Source organism: Pseudomonas sp. Z4-20 (genome assembly GCF_051131955.1).
Classification (GTDB): Bacteria; Pseudomonadota; Gammaproteobacteria; order Pseudomonadales; family Pseudomonadaceae; genus Aquipseudomonas; species Aquipseudomonas marvdashtae.
In genome coordinates this window covers 3,325,297-3,341,934 of sequence record NZ_CP071641.1, presented here as the reverse complement: position 1 = coordinate 3,341,934, position 16,638 = coordinate 3,325,297, and the positions used below count along the sequence as shown (strand labels likewise).

At 63.7% G+C, this 16,638-nt stretch carries 13 protein-coding genes; all 13 read left to right on the top strand.

The window, feature by feature from the left end; genetic code table 11:
• The first annotated feature begins 36 nt into the window (after nucleotides 1-36).
• The 13 genes from J3P82_RS15055 (at nucleotide 37) to J3P82_RS14995 (ending at nucleotide 16,610) form a co-directional block, all read left to right on the top strand.
• Complete coding sequence (locus J3P82_RS15055; RefSeq protein ID WP_434563845.1) at nucleotides 37-591, top strand: vWA domain-containing protein; 555 nt, start codon at nucleotides 37-39, stop codon at nucleotides 589-591.
• Nucleotides 592-643: 52 nt separating this feature from the next.
• A complete protein-coding gene (locus J3P82_RS15050; protein ID WP_434557549.1) occupies nucleotides 644-2,290 on the top strand; it encodes a phospholipase D-like domain-containing protein in 1,647 nt (548 codons plus the stop codon).
• 338 nt (nucleotides 2,291-2,628) lie between these two features.
• Nucleotides 2,629-3,297 (top strand): haloacid dehalogenase type II, encoded by a 669-nt coding sequence (locus tag J3P82_RS15045; RefSeq protein ID WP_434557548.1) that lies wholly within the window; start codon nucleotides 2,629-2,631, stop codon nucleotides 3,295-3,297.
• A gap of 33 nt (nucleotides 3,298-3,330) precedes the next feature.
• Nucleotides 3,331-4,605 (top strand): NAD(P)/FAD-dependent oxidoreductase, encoded by a 1,275-nt coding sequence (locus J3P82_RS15040; RefSeq protein ID WP_434557547.1) that lies wholly within the window; start codon nucleotides 3,331-3,333, stop codon nucleotides 4,603-4,605.
• A 98-nt stretch (nucleotides 4,606-4,703) separates the two neighbouring features.
• On the top strand, nucleotides 4,704-6,347 hold the full coding sequence (locus J3P82_RS15035) for an ABC transporter substrate-binding protein (protein ID WP_434557546.1): 1,644 nt from the start codon (nucleotides 4,704-4,706) through the stop codon (nucleotides 6,345-6,347).
• 42 nt (nucleotides 6,348-6,389) lie between these two features.
• Nucleotides 6,390-7,346, top strand: coding sequence for an ABC transporter permease (locus tag J3P82_RS15030; RefSeq protein ID WP_186615531.1), 957 nt, complete (start codon nucleotides 6,390-6,392; stop codon nucleotides 7,344-7,346).
• A complete protein-coding gene (locus J3P82_RS15025; RefSeq protein WP_434557545.1) occupies nucleotides 7,343-8,218 on the top strand; it encodes an ABC transporter permease in 876 nt (291 codons plus the stop codon). Before J3P82_RS15030 ends, J3P82_RS15025 begins: the two co-directional genes overlap by 4 nt.
• Before the next feature lies 1 nt (nucleotide 8,219).
• Entirely contained in the window at nucleotides 8,220-10,064 is a 1,845-nt protein-coding gene (locus J3P82_RS15020; protein ID WP_434557544.1) for an ABC transporter ATP-binding protein, read from the top strand.
• Complete coding sequence (locus J3P82_RS15015) at nucleotides 10,061-10,369, top strand: (2Fe-2S)-binding protein (protein ID WP_434557543.1); 309 nt, start codon at nucleotides 10,061-10,063, stop codon at nucleotides 10,367-10,369. Before J3P82_RS15020 ends, J3P82_RS15015 begins: the two co-directional genes overlap by 4 nt.
• A complete protein-coding gene (locus J3P82_RS15010; RefSeq protein WP_434557542.1) occupies nucleotides 10,351-11,727 on the top strand; it encodes an FAD-dependent oxidoreductase in 1,377 nt (458 codons plus the stop codon). Before J3P82_RS15015 ends, J3P82_RS15010 begins: the two co-directional genes overlap by 19 nt.
• Nucleotides 11,724-12,878: an NAD(P)/FAD-dependent oxidoreductase gene (locus J3P82_RS15005; RefSeq protein WP_434557541.1), complete on the top strand. Its 1,155-nt coding sequence runs from the start codon at nucleotides 11,724-11,726 to the stop codon at nucleotides 12,876-12,878. Before J3P82_RS15010 ends, J3P82_RS15005 begins: the two co-directional genes overlap by 4 nt.
• The gene (gene argE, locus J3P82_RS15000) at nucleotides 12,875-14,032 is read left to right on the top strand and encodes an acetylornithine deacetylase (RefSeq protein WP_434557540.1); all 1,158 of its coding nucleotides are present in this window, start codon (nucleotides 12,875-12,877) and stop codon (nucleotides 14,030-14,032) included. The genes J3P82_RS15005 and argE overlap by 4 nt, the downstream gene beginning before the upstream one ends.
• A gap of 1,120 nt (nucleotides 14,033-15,152) precedes the next feature.
• Nucleotides 15,153-16,610, top strand: a complete 1,458-nt coding sequence (locus tag J3P82_RS14995) for an NAD-dependent succinate-semialdehyde dehydrogenase (RefSeq protein ID WP_434557539.1) — start codon at nucleotides 15,153-15,155, stop codon at nucleotides 16,608-16,610.
• Nucleotides 16,611-16,638 lie beyond the last annotated feature (28 nt).

Below are 16,638 nucleotides of genomic sequence, written 5' to 3'. Positions count from 1 at the left end.
CGTCAGGGCCGAAGCAAAACGGCAACCGGCGGCGTGGTGGACTGGCCGGGCACCTTGCTCAACGGCCGTCCACGCCTGCCTGCGGACCTGCGCTTGAAATGGCGCCAGCGTTCCGCCCATGAGTTGTGGCTGGTGATCGTCGACGCCTCGGCTTCGACCCGTCGCCATCGGGCCTTGAGCGACGGCAAGGGGCTGCTGGCGCAACTGTTCGACGATGCCTACCGACAACGCGTCCGATTGGCGCTGCTGACGGCCAGCGGTGGCGTTCCGGCCTGGCATGTGCAAGGTCTCAAGGCCGCCATTGGCCTGCGTGACTGGCTCGACACATTGGGCGCCGGTGGCGGCACGCCGTTGCTGGCGGCGGTGAACGAGGCCGGGCGCTGGCTCGCGGCCCGGCGCAAGCGCTTCCCGGCGGAGCAACAACGGGTGCTGCTGATGACCGACGGTCGCGTGAAAGCAGGCACGTCGCTGCCATTGCTCGAATGCCCCAGCCTGTTGATCGACATCGAGCGCGGGCCGATTCGCCTGGGCCGGGCGAAGCAGTTGGCGGGCCAGTTGGGGGCTGAGTATCGCCATCTTGATGAGAGCTGATGGGTTCGCGCATGACTGCTCTATGCTCAGGCAACCCTTCCAGGAGTGAACCATGCGCATACTCGTCACCAATCCCCAGGACGATTTCCGGGTCAAGGCCTACGCCGGCACCAACGGCGTGTTGCTCGCCATGGACCTGGCCGAATCCCGGCGCAAGGGCCTGCTGGGCTTTGCCATCGAGAAGCAGCAGGGCGACAAGCCCTGGCTGTTCCTCTTCAACAGCCTGACCTTCCCCGACAAGGCCCACACCTTTCCCCAGTTCCACGCCACGCCCAGCGACAAGGCGCCGCTACAGAAATTTCGCTGGGCCGACTACGCCGTGAATCCCGGCATGACGATCCACTACCGTGTCCACTTGGCCTATGGCACTCCCGAGGCGCCGCAACTGGGCGAATCCCTGGCAGTGACCGTCACCAGCGATGACGGCCAGCCGGCCAACCAGCAGGTCATCTTCAACCGGGCGGTGGCCGCCAGCCAGGCGTTCCAACGCAAGTTTCCCGAACTGGATGCGCTGATCAGTGCCAACCGCAACCTGTCCATCGACGACTGGCCCGACGCGCCGCGTCGCTGGCTGGAAAACGGCTTGCTGGGGCGGCTGATCGGTTTCGTCGACCGCGCCCTGGATGCGAACTGGGCGCTGGACGTCGCCATCTACGAATACGAGCTGCCGGTGATCGTCGATGCGGTGAACGCCGCCCATGCGCGCGGTGTGCGGGTGAGGGTGCTCTACCATGCCGAACCGGATGACGATACTACGCTGCGCAACGAGGCCAGCCTGGAAAAGCTGCCGGCGGCGAACAAGCGGGGGCGGCTCACCCACACTATTTTCCACAACAAGTTCATCGTCCTCGGCAAGGTCGACGAGGCCGGCGTGCCGCACCCCGAAGCGGTGCTGTGCGGCAGCACCAATTTCACCGCCAACGGCGTCTATCGTCAGGCCAACGTCGTCCATGTGCTGGACGAGCCACGGATCAGCGCCACCTATCTTGAGGTGTTCGAGCAAATCTGGGCCGCGCCCGACGACGTCGGGGCCACCCGCGAGTGGCTGACCCGCAACAATCCCATGGCGAGGGACGAGAAGCTGTTCGCCGGGTTCTCGCCTCGCAGCGGGCAGGGCGACCTCGATCGCTTCGTCGAAGTCATCGATGCCGCTCGAAAGGACCTGCTGTTCGTCACCGCGTTTGCCTTGCCCGAGCGGATCCTCGATGCCTTGCTCGGCCAGCCCAACGACGACGTCCTGCGTTACGGCCTGCAGAACACCACCAGCCGAATCACCGGTTTCCACGCCGACCGCACCGCTGAATTCGCCGCCACCGCATTGCTCAATACCGGCCTGGAAGGTTGGCTCAGGGAAAACATGAAAGGCCAGAAGGGCAACCTGCTGGTCCACACCAAGGCCGTGGTCACCGATTTCACCAGCGACACGCCGACGATCATCAGCGGTAGCCATAACCTGAGCGCCGCCGCCAGCAGCAGCAACGACGAGAACTACCTCATCATCCAAGGCGACACCGACCTGGCCGACCGCTACGGTCTGGAGCTGCTGCGTTTCTACGAGCATTACCGGTTCCGCTATTTCGCCAAGAAACTCGCCCTCAAGCAGGTCAAGCCCCTGGCCCCGGACGACAGCTGGAGCGACGACTACTACCGCGAAGGGGATTTGCGGATGTTGTCCCGGGTGAGGTTCTGCGGGCGCTGAGAAGGCTGTCCCCCGACGGAGGTCGCGCGTGCACGGGCCCTCGCGCGGTGGCGCAGAATCTGCCGTAAAAGCTGCCCTGATGAGACATTTTACGCACCATAAATGCCCTCGAACCCACAGGAACACGGGTGCAACGCCCGTGTCTGGAGCATCCCGCAAAGTCTGCTGAGCGGGCCCTGCAAAACGGTGGTTTGTACCAAGCGGCCACTCTTTTTAACGGTTTTTCCACGGTCTCATGGTGTTGTAATGAAAACGTGATGCAGCGTTGCACCGATGCTTCACGAACGGCGTCAATGTTTGCCTCGTCATGCCTTCAACAACAAACCAGGACCGCACACATGAGCTTTCTTCGACCCAAGTACATCACCTTCGACTGCTACGGCACGTTGACCAATTTCCAGATGGGCAGCATGACGCGCGAGCTGTTCGCCGACCGCGTCGACGCCGGGCAGATGGACCAGTTCGTCAAGGATTTCGCCGCTTATCGCCTTGACCAGGTGATGGGTGACTGGCGGCCGTATGATGAAATCATCAAGACCTCCCTCATGCGGGTCTGCAAGCGTTGGGGCGTCGAATACCGGAGCGAAGGCCAGCTCTATTACGACGCCGTACCAACCTGGGGCCCCCACGCCGATGTGCCGGCGGGCCTGTCGAAAATCGCCGACAAGATCCCCCTGGTGATTTTTTCCAACGCGATGGACGACCAGATCATGTCCAACGTCGACAAGCTCGGCGCGCCTTTTCACAAAGTCTTCACGGCCCAGCAGGCCCAGGCCTACAAGCCGCGTCTGGCGGCGTTCGAATTCATGCTTGATAACCTCGGCTGCGGGCCGGAGGACGTCTTGCATGTGTCGTCGAGCTTTCGCTACGACCTGATGCCGGCCCACGACATGAAGATCAAGAACAAGGCCTTCGTCGCCCGTGGTCACGAGCAACCTGGCAATGCGGTCTATGGCTACCACCAGATTCCGGACATCGGCGGGTTGCCCGGTCTGGTCGGGCTCTGAGTTGAGCGCACTCTTCAAGGTAAGGGGTTAGACATGGGCAGTGAGTCCTATTGGCTCGATACCGCACCGGCCTTCACCGGTGCCCAGCTCGGCGGGTTGCCCGGGCAGGTCGATGTCGCCATCGTTGGCGGCGGTTTCACCGGCCTGGCCGCGGCCCGTGCCCTGGCCTTGAAGGGCGCCAGCGTGGCTGTGCTGGAAGCTGGAAGGGTGATCGGCGAGGCGTCGGGGCGAAACGGCGGGCAGTGCAACACCGGTGTCGCCCAGGATTACGCCTCGCTCACCGCCAGCCTCGGCGCCGAGAAAGCCCGGGCGTATTACCAGGCCTACGAAAGCGCCGTGCACAGCGTGGTCTCGCTGGTGGAGCAGGAGGGAATTGCCTGCGACCTGACGCGCAACGGCAAGCTCAAATTGGCCGCCAAGCCGATGCACTACGAAGGGTTGGCGCGCACCTGTGAATTGATCCGCAAGGAGGTGGACGCCGAGGTGCAGTTGTTGTCCGCGCAGGAGGTTCGCGTCGAGGTCAATTCGGCCCAGTTCCACGGTGGCCTGCTGCAGCGCAACGGTGTGCAGATGCACGTTGGGCGCTTTGGTGTCGGCCTGGCCGAGGCGGCGGCGCGGCACGGCGCGTTGATCTTCCAGGGCGTGGAAGTGAAGGATTGGAAAGCCAGCGGCAGCGGCTATCAGGTCAATACCAGCAAAGGCGTGCTGCACGCGTCCCAGGTGCTGCTGGCCACTGGCGCCTGCCAGCAAGGCGGGCTCGGTTGGTACCGACGGCGCATCGTACCGGTGGGCAGTTTCGTGGTCGCCACCGAGGTATTGTCCCAGTCGCTGATCGACAGCTTGCTGCCGGCACGCCGCTCCTACGTTACCAGCCGCATGATCGGCAATTACTTTCGCCTGACCCCCGACAGCCGTCTGCTGTTTGGCGGTCGTGCGCGGTTTGCCATGTCCGACAGTGTTTCCGATGCCAAGAGCGGCAAGGTGCTGCAGGCGGCGATGGTGCAGATGTTCCCGCAACTGGCCGACGTGAAGATCGACTATTGCTGGGGCGGGCTGGTGGACATGACGTCTGACCGCCTGCCCAGGGCCGGCCAGCACGGCGGGGTCTATCACTCCATGGGCTACAGCGGCCACGGCGTGCAGATGTCGGTGCACATGGGCCAGGTCATGGCGGATGTCATGGCCGGGAAAGTCGAGGCAAACCCTTGGCGAGAACTCGACTGGCCGGCGATTCCCGGGCACTTCGGCAAGCCCTGGTTCCTGCCGCTGGTAGGCGCGTATTACCGCCTGCAGGACTACCTGCACTGATTTCAAGGCAGCGCTTTACGTTTCAACAGCCGTTTCAACATTCCGTTGCGTCGACCGTGCGCAACCGAGCCCTATCACTTGCGGAAGGTAGAACTGACATGACTGACAATAAGAACAGCACCGACGGCCAGTTGATTACCGGCACAGAAAGTCTGCGTGTTTTCGAAGGGCTCAACCGCGGCATGTCACGTCGCCACGCATTGCAGATGCTGGGGTTGGCCGGGGTCGCCGCAGCAGGTGCCGGCAGCTTGTTTGGCGCGGCCGGCAAGCTGTTGGCCGATGACGCCGCGAGCCTCGGCAATGGCAAGCCCGGCGGACGTATCCGCGTAGCCGGCATCACCAGTTCCACCGCCGACACCCTGGACCCGGCCAAAGGCTCGTCGTCCACCGATTATGTGCGCCATTACATGTTCTACAACGGCCTGACCCGTTTCGACAGCCACATGGTGCCGCAACTGGAACTGGCTGAACGCATCGACACCACCGACGCCACGCTCTGGGTGATCACCCTGCGCAAGGAAGTCACGTTCCACAACGGTAAAGGGCTGACGGCAGCGGACGTAGTGTTTTCGCTGATGCGGCACAAGGATCCGATCACCGGATCCAAGGTCTTGCCACTGGCGTCGCAGTTCGAAGAGGTCAAGACCAACGGCACCCACGAAGTACAGATCCGCCTCAGCGGTCCGAATGCCGAGCTGCCGTCGATCCTCGCCGTTTCCCATATGTTGATCGTGCCCGAGGGCACCAGTGATTTCAGCCAGGGCATCGGCACCGGTCCGTTCAAGGTCAAGGAATTCAAGCCCGGTGTGCGCTCCATCGGCGCGCGCAATGCCAACTACTGGAAACCCGGCTTGCCCTACCTGGACGAGATCGAATTCATTGGTATCGCGGATGAGCCGTCACGGGTCAACGCGCTGCTGTCCGGCGACGTGCAGATCATCAACGAAGTCAACCCACGTTCGACCGCACGCATCAAGGACAGCGCCGGCCACCGGGTCGTCGATTCACCGTCGGGCAACTACACCGACCTGATCATTCGCCAGGACCAGATGCCAGGCCAGAGCCCGGAATTCACCGAGGCGATGAAGTTGCTGCTCGATCGCGAGCAGGTCAAGTCGGCGATCTTCCGGGGCTTCGCCAGGGTCGGCAATGATCACCCGATCGCCCCCGGCGCGCGCTTCTTCAATGCCGACCTGCCACAACGCACCTACGACCCCGAGAAGGCGCGCTTCCTGCTGAAAAAAGCCGGCATGGAAAGCATCAGCATGCCGGTCATGTGCTCGCCGGCCGCCACCGGTTCGGTGGACGTCGCCGTGCTGCTGCAGCAATCGGCCAAGGAAGCCGGGCTCAAGCTCAACGTCAACCGGCTGCCGAGCGACGGCTACTGGTCCAACCACTGGGCCAAGCACCCGCTGAGCTTCGGCAACATCAACCCGCGGCCGAATGCCGACATGCTGTTCTCGCAGTTTTTCCAGTCCTCGGCGCCGTGGAACGAGTCCGGCTGGAAAAACCCGCAGTTCGATCAGTTGCTGGTGCAGGCGAGGGGCGAAACCGACGAGGCCAAGCGCGGCAAGATGTACGCCGACATGCAGACGCTGGTGCATGACCACAGTGGCATCGGCATCCCCGTGTTCATCAGCAACATCGACGGCGTCGACCAGCGCATCAAGGGTTATGGCACCAACCCGTTGGGCGGGTTCATGGGCTACATGTTCTCCGAGCAAGTCTGGCTGGATGCTTGATGAGCGTTATCTGGCTCCGCGACCTGGCAAGAGGATCGGATGATGAATAGCAACACATTGTGGTTGATCGGCCGGCGCCTCGGCGCCGCGATCGTAACCCTGCTGATCGTCTCGATGGTGGTGTTCGCCATCACGGCGGTATTGCCGGGAGACGCGGCGCAACAGTCCCTCGGACAGTTCGCCACGCCTGAGCAAGTGGCGGCCCTGCGGGTGAAAATGGGCCTCGATCAGCCGGGGGTGTTGCGTTACCTGCACTGGCTGACCAGCCTGCTCAGCGGTGACATGGGCGTGTCGATTTCCAACGCCGTGCCGGTCAGCGAGCTGATGGCCGGACGCGTGCCCAACACCCTGATGCTCGCCGCTGCCACGGCGCTGGTGTCGGTGCCGGTGGCGCTGATCCTGGGCATCGGCTCGGCGATGGGCCGGGGCGGGCGCATCGACAGCGTGCTGAGCTTCTTCACCCTGACGATGGTGGCGGTGCCGGAGTTTCTGGTTGCCACGCTGGCGGTGCTGATCTTCGCCGTCAACCTCGGCTGGTTGTCGGCGTTGTCCTATTCAAGCGAGGTCACGTCGCCGCTGCAATTCATGCGCACCTACGCCTTGCCGGTCATGACGCTGTGTTGCGTGATCGTCGCGCAAATGGCCCGCATGACCCGGGCGGCGGTGATCGACCAGCTCGACAGTCCCTATGTGGAAATGGCCCGCCTCAAAGGCGTCAGCCCGATGCGGGTGGTCTTGCGCCACGCCTTGCCTAACGCCATCGGTCCCATCGCCAATGCCATCGCCTTGAGCCTCTCCTACCTGCTGGGCGGGGTGGTGATCGTCGAGACGATTTTCAATTATCCCGGCATCGCCAGCCTCATGGTCGACGCGGTGACGAACCGCGACATGGCCTTGGTCCAGGCCTGCACCATGCTGTTCTGCACGGCGTACTTGATGCTGGTGCTGATTGCCGACCTGTGCGCGATCCTGTCCAATCCGAGGCTGAGAAACCAATGAACAATCTCATTGTGAAAGCCCCGCCTGCCGCGCCTGAACTGGGTTATGGCAAGGTTTCCCATGGCACCTCCTGGCTCGGCCTGCTCGGTGCCGCGATGTGTGTGATCTGGTTGCTGGCGGCGGTCTTCGGCCCCTGGCTGGCGCCACATCCCGTGGGCGAAGTGGTCTCCGACAACGTCTTCGACGGCCTCAGCGCTGCTTACCCGCTGGGCACCGATTATTTGGGCCGTGACATGCTCAGCCGGATCCTGGTGGGCGCGCGGTTTACCGTCGGCCTGGCTTTGGTGGCGGCAGTGTTGGCGAGCGGTTTGGGCACCAGTTGCGCGCTGCTCTCGGTGGTGTCGCCGAAGTGGTTGGACGAACTGATCAGCCGCCTGATGGACGCCTTCATTTCGATTCCGAGCAAGATGCTCGCGCTGATCATGGTCTCGGCCTTTGGCTCCTCGGTGACGCTGTTGATTTGCACGGCGGTGCTGAGTTTCACCCCGGGCGCGTTCCGCATCGCTCGCAGCATGGCGGTGAACATCGAGGCCCTCGAGTACGTGCAAGTGGCCCGCACCCGTGGCGAGCGTCGGCTATACATCGCCTGCGTGGAGATCCTGCCGAACATGCTCAACCCGGTGCTGGCTGACCTGGGCCTGCGCTTCGGATTCATCGTGCTGTTGCTCAGCGGCATGAGTTTTCTCGGCCTCGGCGTGCAACCGCCGGACGCCGACCTGGGTTCGCTGGTGCGGGAAAATATCGGCGGCCTCAACCAGGGCGCGCCGGCGATCGTGATTCCGGCCTTGGCCATCGGCACCCTGACGATTGGCGTCAACCTGTTTATCGACCGCCTGTCCTCGCGGCGCAATCGACGTTCGGGAGGTCATTGAGATGAGCGAATTGATTCGAGTCGAAAACCTGCGAGTGGTCGCCTGCGGCGAACGCAGTGAAGTGGAGATCGTCAAGGGCGTCAGCTTCTCCCTGGAGAAAGGCGAGGTGCTGGCGTTGATTGGCGAGTCCGGCTCCGGCAAGACCACCATCGCCCTGGCGCTGCTTGGCTATGCCCGGCGTGGCTGTCGGCTGGCCGGCGGCGTGGTGCGGATCGGCGAGCATGACATGCTGGCGCTGAGCGAAGGCGAGCTGCAACGGCTGCGCGGCAATCGCGTCTCCTATATTGCCCAAAGCGCCGCGGCGGCGTTCAATCCGGCGAAAAAACTCATTGATCAAGTGGTGGAGGGCGCCTTGATCCACGGCCTGGGCAGCCGGGCGGTGCTCGAAGCCAAGGCCATCGAACTGTTCCGCGACCTGGCGCTGCCCGACCCCGAGCGCATCGGCCAGCGCTACCCCCACCAAGTCTCCGGCGGGCAACTGCAGCGGGTGATGGCGGCCATGGCGCTGATCAGCGATCCGCTGCTGGTGGTGCTCGACGAACCGACCACGGCCCTCGACGTCACGACTCAGATCGACGTGTTGCGCGCCTTCAAGCGCGTGGTGCGCGAGCGTGGCGCGACGGCGGTCTACGTTTCCCATGACCTGGCGGTCGTGGCGCAGATGGCCGATCAGATCGTGGTGCTCAACGGCGGACAGATCTTCGAACAGAGCGCCACCACGCCGCTGCTCAAGGGCCCGGTCCATGCCTACACCCGCAGCCTGCTGGCGGCGGCGCGGCCGGACACGACGATCCGGCCGCCCTGCGGCGTGGCCGAGGATGCGCCGCTGCTGACCATCCAAGGCCTGACCGCCGGCTACGGCAACAAGAACGCGCAGGGCATGCCGGCGATCCGCGTCCTCGAAGGCATTGACCTGACCGTGCGTCGAGGCCAGGCCATTGGGGTGATCGGCGAATCCGGCTCGGGCAAATCGACCCTGGCCCGGGTGGTGGCGGGGCTGCTGCCTCCGGCCCTAGGCGGGCTGACTTTTGATGGAGCGCCGCTGGGCGGCAGTCTGTCCGAACGCACCGCTGACCAGTTCCGACGCATCCAGATGGTGTTCCAGAACGCCGACACCGCGCTCAATCCGATGCACAGCATCAGCGCCATCTTAAGCCGGCCGCTGAAGATGTATTTTGGCCTCAAGGGCGCGGCCCTGCGCGAGCGCATCGGCGAGTTGCTCGACCTCGTTCGCCTGCCACGGGACTTGGCCGAGCGCCGCCCGAGCGAGCTGTCCGGAGGGCAGAAGCAGCGGGTCAACCTGGCCCGGGCGCTGGCGGCCAAACCGGACCTGATCCTCTGCGATGAAGTGACCTCGGCGCTCGACACCGTGGTCGGCGCGGCGATCCTCGAATTGTTGCGCGACCTGCGCCAGCAACTGGGCGTTTCGTACCTGTTCATCAGCCACGACATCTCCACCGTCCGCGCCTTGTGCGACGACATTGTGGTGATGTACAGCGGCCACAAGGTCCAGGCGGGTACCCGACAATCGTTCGCTCAGGCGCCGTTTCATCCTTACACCGATTTGCTCATTCATTCGGTCCCGGAGCTGCGCCAGGGCTGGCTGGAAACCTGCGGCGCCACCACCTGCGGCACGCTTCCACCGTTGGGGCCAAAGGCTAACGAACCAGAACTGTGCACCTTTCTCAACCGCTGCCCGGTGCGGGTCGATGGCCTGTGCAACCACACCGCGCCACCCCGACGGGTGATCGACGGCGGTAGCGAGGTGCTCTGTCATCACGACAGCAGCGAACTGCTAAAAAGCCAACAGGATTCAAACAGCATGATCGCGGGAGCCTACGCATGAACGCGCGTTTTGTGAGGTTGGCCGAGCAGGGCCGCCCCGTCGTCAACTTGCAGGTGGATGGCGTGCCCATCGAAGCGTTGCAGGGCGACACGCTAATGGTTGCCTTACTGACCCAAGGCCCGGCGCTGCGCCAGTCTGAGTTCGATCCGGGCAGCCGTGCCGGTTTTTGCCTGATGGGCGCGTGCCAGGATTGCTGGGTCTGGACCCGCAGCGGCGAACGCTTGCGCGCCTGCTCCCAAGAAGTCCGCGAAGGGCTGGATATCATCACTCAACAACCGGAGGCAGTATGGCCACTGCGCGGATAGTCATTGTCGGCGCCGGGCCGGCCGGCATTCGTTGTGCCCAGACCTTGGTCGCGGCGGGTTTCAAACCGGTCCTGGTCGACGAGAGCCGGCGTGACGGCGGGCAGATCTACCGTCGCCAGCCTGAAGGGTTCACCCGCGACTACGCAACGCTCTACGGCACCGAAGCCGACAAGGCCCGCGACCTGCACGAGAGCTTCGATCGCCTGCGCCCACAGATCGATTACCGACCCGACACGCTGGTCTGGAACTTGACACCGGGGCAATTGTGCTGCGTCAGCCAAGGCCAGCATTCAACGCTGGAGTACGACGCGCTGATCCTCTGCACCGGCGCCACCGACCGCTTGATGCCCATCGAAGGTTGGCAATTGGGCGGCACCTACAGCCTCGGCGGCGCTCAGATCGCCTTGAAGGCCCAGGCGGTGTCCATCGGTCACCGGGTGGTGTTCATGGGCAGCGGGCCGTTGCTGTACCTGGTGGCGAGCCAGTATGTGAAAGCCGGGGCCCAGGTTGCGGCGGTGCTGGACACTTCGCCGCTGGGCAAGCGCATCCAGGCCTTGCCCAAACTCATGGCGCGTCCGGGATTGCTGTTTACCGGCATGAAACTGCTGGCGCAGTTGTATCGGGCGAAGATCGCGGTGCATCTCGGGGTTTCGCCGTTGCAGGTGCTCGGTGAGCCGGCCACAGGCGTGAGTGGCGTTCGCGTGCGCACCGCGAACGGCGAGACGCTGACGGTGGATTGCGACGCGGTGGCGCTCGGTTATCACCTGCGCCCGGAAACCCAACTGGCCGATCTGGCCGGCTGTCGACTGCGCTTCGACGAGGCGTCTGGGCAATGGCTGCTGGAAACCGATGATGAGGGCCGGACCACGGTCAGCGGCGTCTATGCGGCGGGGGATGGCTCGCGGATCCGTGGCGCGGACGCCGCCGAGCACGCCGGGCGCCTGGTCGCCATGGCCTTGCTCAGCGACCTGCAACAACCGGTGGACGCGGCACGGATGGCCGAGGCACGGCGTGCCTTGGGTGTGATGGAAGCATTTCGCCTCGGCCTGGCCCAGGCGTTCCCCTGGCCGGCGACACAGGCCAAGGCGTTGCCGGACGAAGCCATCGTCTGCCGGTGCGAAATGATCACCGCCGGCGAGCTACGCCGCACCGTCAGCGAAAAGGGCGCTTGTGAAGTCAACCGGGCCAAGGCGTTCAGCCGCGTCGGCATGGGCCGCTGCCAGGGGCGCTATTGCTCCCAGGCCGGGGCCGAAGTGATCGCCGCCGCCGCCGGGGTGCCGGTGCAAGAGGTCGGGCGTCAGCGTGGTCAGGCACCGGTCAAACCGCTTTCGATGTCGACCCGGGAGGTGACGCCATGACCGTTGATAAGGCCGATGTGATTATTGTCGGCGGTGGGGTGATGGGCTCGGCGTCGGCATTTTTCCTGCGCCAACGGGGCCAGTCGGTGATCTTGCTGGAGCGCGACCAGATCGGTCAGTACGCCAGCGGTGTGAACTTCGGCAACGTGCGGCGCCAAGGGCGATTTCTTGGCCAGCTTGAATTGGCGAACCGTTCCTTTGCGCTGTGGCAACGATTGCCGGAGTTGATCGACGACGACTTGGAGTTCATCCCCAGCGGGCATCTGCGCGTGTGTTATCGCGAGGATGAAATCGCTGAGCTGCAAGCCTACGCCGGCGCGCCCGAAGCCCGGCAGCTGGATTTGCAGATCTATCAAGGCAGCGAACTGCATACGCGTTTCCCGTTCCTCGGCAAAGACGTCAAGGGCGGTTCCTACGCGCCCCACGACGGTCACGCCAACCCACGCCTGGCGGCACCGGCGTTCGCCCGGGCGGCCCGACGACTGGGGGCGCGGATCGAGGAACGCACGGAGGTCGCCGAAGTGCAAAAGGCCAACGGTGAATTCAGCGTCACCACCACCGATGGCCGCCGGTTCAGCGCCGCGCAGCTGTTGATCACGGCGGGCGCCTGGGGGCAAAAACTCTCGGAGCAATTCGGCGAGCCGGTGCCGCTGGCGCCGAACGGCCCGCAAATGGCCGTCACCGAACCGGTGCCTTACGCCTTGCCGACGGTGATCGGGGTGTTCACCAAGATCCCTGAAGAAGTGATCTATTTTCGCCAGATTCCACGGGGCAACATCATCATCGGCGGCGGCTATCGCCGCGTGCCGGACATGCTCAACCGCCGCGCCTACGTCGAGCCACGCAGTATTCTCAACCAACTGGAGCAGATGCGGCGCCTGCTGCCGGGCGTCGGCAACCTCAACATCATCCGCGTGTGGAGCGGCATCGAAGGCTACCTGCCCGACAACCTGCCGATCATGGGCGCCAGCGGCAACGTCGACGGCTTGTACTACGCCTTCGGCTTCAGCGGCCATGGCTTCCAACTCGGTCCGGGCGTCGGTGACGTCATGGCCGAACTGATCAGCACCGGCAGCACCCGCACGTCAATCGAACCGTTCTCCATCCGCCGGTTCGCCCCATCCGTCGAACAACGGAGCAAGGCCTCATGAAGCCCCGTGTGCAAGCCATCTTCGAACGTCTGCTGGCGTTCGAAACGGTCTCTTCGGAGTCGAACATGGCGCTGATCGAATACGTGCGCGATGTGCTGCTGGGCAAGGGCATCGAGTCGCTGATCGTCAAGGACGAAAGCGGCAAGAAGGCCAACCTGTTCGCCAGCACCGGTCCACGGGAACTACCCGGTATCCTGTTGTCCGGACACACCGACGTCGTCCCGGCGGCGGGGCAGGCCTGGACCGTCCCGGCGTTCCAGGCGACGCTGCGTGATGGCCGGGTGTATGGGCGTGGCAGCTGTGACATGAAGGGCTTCATCGCCCTGGCTATCGACGCCATGCTCGACGCCGCCGACCATTCGTTGACCCGGCCGCTGCAACTGGCGCTTTCCCACGATGAAGAAATCGGCTGCGTGGGCGTCCGACGCCTGCTCGACGTGCTGCACTTGGCGCCGGTGCGGCCGTTCCTCTGCGTGATCGGCGAGCCGACCAACATGCAGTTCGTGCTGGGCCACAAGGGCAAGGGCTCCTACCGCACCTACTGCCGTGGCCTGGAGGCCCATTCATCCCTGGCACCACGCTCGGTCAATGCCATCCACGTGGCGTGCGATTTCATCGCGGCGTTGCGCCGCAGCCAGCAGCAATTACAGGAGCAAGGCGCCCAGGATGCGGCTTACGACGTGCCCTACAGCACCGTGCATGTTGGGCAGATCGTCGGCGGCAAGGCACTGAACATCGTGCCGAACCTGTGCACGCTGGATTTCGAAGTGCGCAATCTGCCGGCCGATGATCTGGATCAGTTTCTGGAGCACCTGCGCGAGCAGGCCGAGGTGATCGTTCGCGAGGCGAAGAAGCTTTCGAGCGTGGCGGACATCGAGATCCAGACGTTGAATGTCTATCCGGGGCTCGATACGCATCCGAGTGTTGAGGCGGTGCGTTTTCTAAGCGGCTTCGCTGCGCCGGGTACGGGGACGGCGAAGGTGTCCTTTGGGACTGAGGGTGGGTTGTTCAAGCAGCGGTTGGATGTGCCTGTGGTGGTCTGTGGGCCTGGTTCGATCGAGCAGGCGCATAAGCCTGATGAGTTTATCGAGGTGAGTCAGATGCAGGCGGGGGAGCGGTTTTTGGCGGGGTTGTTGGGTTCTTTGAGGCTTTAGGCTGTTTTTTGGCTGATGGATTTGTGTGTATATCCGTTTTTTTTGTTGTGGCTGCTGACGGTTTCGCTTTTACAGCGAGTCACTTTCGAAAGGCGCGAAAGTAACCAAAGCGCCTTTGCCCCACCACTTGGTGCCTCGCCTAGGCTCGGCATGCCTGAACGAAGGCATTGCTCCGGGGGCCCGCCGCGAAGGGCCATCCATGGCCCAGCGCGGCTACCTCGGCATCCATGCCGAGGTGCCCCCTCCACAATACCTTCGTTCAGCCAGCGTGGTTAACGGGGCGCCGAGATCAACGTCCGCCGCGAGGCGGCCTTAGGGCCGACCTGGTTTGGTTGGGATCGAGTTTCTTCTGTGGGAGCCTGCTCGCGATGGCAGTTGGCAGTTGCAGTTGGCGGGATGACGAAAGTACCTTGATCTTCACTCCCACAAGCAAACGCCGCTTTTAGAGCAAACGATAAACCTGTGGCGAGGGAGCTTGCTCCCGCTGGGCTGCGCAGCAGACCCAAAACCATTCAGCAAGGTGTATCTGGATAATCGCAGGGTTGCATTTTACGGCCGCTGCGCAGCCGAGCGGGAGCAAGCTCCCTCGCCACGGGGGCATCGTTTTCTTTGAGTTCCGTAGCAAGCAGGCTCGCACAGGAAAAACGCAATCCCACCCAAACCAGGTCGGCTCTAAGGCCGCCTCGCAGCGGACGTTGATCTCGGCGCCCCGTTAACCACGCTGGCCGAACGCAGGTATTGCGCAGTGGGCATCCCGGCATGGATGCCGGGATAGCCGCGCTGGCCCATGGATGGGCCTTCGCGGCGGGCCCACGGAGCAATGCCGGAGTGAGGGCACACCGAGCCGAGGCGAGGTGCCGAGTGGTGGGGCAAAAGCGCTTTGCTTACTTTCGCGCTCTTCGAAAGTGAGTCGCTGTAAAAGCGAAACCATAATCAGCCATCACCCAAAAAAAGGATATACACCCACACCCAGCCACAAAGCAAAGCAACCACAGCCCCTCGGTATAGCCTGCCGTCCCACCCCAAAACTTCAGCATCCAACACCGCCCAAACCCCACTTTCAGCATCCTGCGCCGTAGCGTCTCCCTAGACTGGAGCTACCTCGAAACAGGACATGACCATGCTCACACAACACCTGAAAGACCCCAGCCTGCTGGCGGAACTGGCCTATATCGATGGACAGTGGATCGCCGCCGACGATGGCGCCACCCTCGACGTCATCAACCCTGCCACCGGCCAAGTGCTCGCCCGCGTCCCTGCGATGCAAGGCAGCGAGACCCGGCGCGCCATCGAGGCCGCCGAGCGGGCCTGGCCGGCGTGGCGGGCGCGTCCGGCGGCGGAGCGGGCGGGGCTGTTGGAGCGCTGGTATCAAGCCATGATGGACAACTTCGACGACCTCGCGCTGATCATGACCTATGAGCAGGGCAAGCCGCTGAGCGAAGCCAAGGGCGAGATTCGCTATGGTGCCGGCTTCGTCAAATGGTTCGCCGAAGAAGCCCGCCGGATCTATGGCGAAACCATACCGGCCCCCAGCGGGGACCGTCGCCTGCTCACGCTCAAGCAATCGGTGGGTGTCTGCGCCGCCATCACGCCGTGGAATTTCCCCAATGCGATGATCACCCGCAAATGCGCGCCGGCCTTGGCGGCGGGGTGCCCGGTCATCGTCAAGCCTTCAGACCTGACGCCCTTGTCGGCGCTGGCATTGGCGGTGCTGGCCGAGCGGGTCGGGATTCCGGCCGGGGTTTTCAACGTCGTGACCGGTTTGCCCGCCGGTATTGGCGAGGAGCTGACCGGCAACCCCACGGTACGGAAGATTTCCTTCACCGGCTCCACGGCGGTCGGCCGGCTGCTGATGCGCCAGAGCGCCGAGCACATCAAGCGGCTGAGCCTGGAGCTGGGGGGCAACGCGCCGTTCATTGTGTTTGACGACGCGGACCTGGAACAGGCCGTGGTCGGCATCATGCAAAGCAAGTTTCGCAACGCCGGCCAGACCTGTGTCTGCGCCAACCGTATCCTGGTGCAGGACGGTATCTACGAATGCTTCGCCGAGCGCCTGGTGCAAGAGGTGCGCAAGCTCAAGGTCGGCAATGGCCTTGAGGCCGATGTCATGATCGGCCCGTTGATCAACCCGGCGGCGGTGAGCAAGGTCGCCCGGCATATCGATGATGCGCTGAGCCAGGGCGCGCGATTGTTGTGTGGCGCGATTCCCCGGGGCGACAGCCAGTTTGTCGAGCCGACGGTGCTGGGCGACGCCCATGCCGGGATGCTGCTGGCCAACGAAGAAACCTTCGGCCCCGTTGCCCCGCTGATGCGTTTTACCACCGAAGATGAGGCATTGGCTCTGGCCAATGCCACGCCCTATGGCCTGGGCGCTTATTACTTCACCCAGGACCTGCGCCGTTCATGGCGGTTCGGTGAGGCGCTGGAGTTCGGCATGATCGGCCTCAATACCGGGATCATTTCCATGGAAGTTGCGCCCTTCGGCGGTATCAAACAGTCGGGACTGGGCCGCGAAGGCAGCAAGTACGGCCTGGATGAATACCTTGAAGTCAAAGCCTTCCACATCGGTGGGTTGTGATGCGGCCATCGTTTGAACGGACCCTTGG

Excerpts from the sequence above, each read along its gene's own strand:
- J3P82_RS15050 (WP_434557549.1), top strand. The coding sequence starts at position 644 with ATGCGCATACTCGTCACCAATCCCCAGGACGATTTCCGGGTCAAGGCC.
- J3P82_RS15045 (WP_434557548.1), top strand. The coding sequence starts at position 2,629 with ATGAGCTTTCTTCGACCCAAGTACATCACCTTCGACTGCTACGGCACG.
- J3P82_RS15040 (WP_434557547.1), top strand. The coding sequence starts at position 3,331 with ATGGGCAGTGAGTCCTATTGGCTCGATACCGCACCGGCCTTCACCGGT.
- J3P82_RS15035 (WP_434557546.1), top strand. The coding sequence starts at position 4,704 with ATGACTGACAATAAGAACAGCACCGACGGCCAGTTGATTACCGGCACA.
- J3P82_RS15030 (WP_186615531.1), top strand. The coding sequence starts at position 6,390 with ATGAATAGCAACACATTGTGGTTGATCGGCCGGCGCCTCGGCGCCGCG.
- J3P82_RS15025 (WP_434557545.1), top strand. The coding sequence starts at position 7,343 with ATGAACAATCTCATTGTGAAAGCCCCGCCTGCCGCGCCTGAACTGGGT.
- J3P82_RS15020 (WP_434557544.1), top strand. The coding sequence starts at position 8,220 with ATGAGCGAATTGATTCGAGTCGAAAACCTGCGAGTGGTCGCCTGCGGC.
- J3P82_RS15015 (WP_434557543.1), top strand. The coding sequence starts at position 10,061 with ATGAACGCGCGTTTTGTGAGGTTGGCCGAGCAGGGCCGCCCCGTCGTC.
- J3P82_RS15010 (WP_434557542.1), top strand. The coding sequence starts at position 10,351 with ATGGCCACTGCGCGGATAGTCATTGTCGGCGCCGGGCCGGCCGGCATT.
- J3P82_RS15005 (WP_434557541.1), top strand. The coding sequence starts at position 11,724 with ATGACCGTTGATAAGGCCGATGTGATTATTGTCGGCGGTGGGGTGATG.
- argE (WP_434557540.1), top strand. The coding sequence starts at position 12,875 with ATGAAGCCCCGTGTGCAAGCCATCTTCGAACGTCTGCTGGCGTTCGAA.
- J3P82_RS14995 (WP_434557539.1), top strand. The coding sequence starts at position 15,153 with ATGCTCACACAACACCTGAAAGACCCCAGCCTGCTGGCGGAACTGGCC.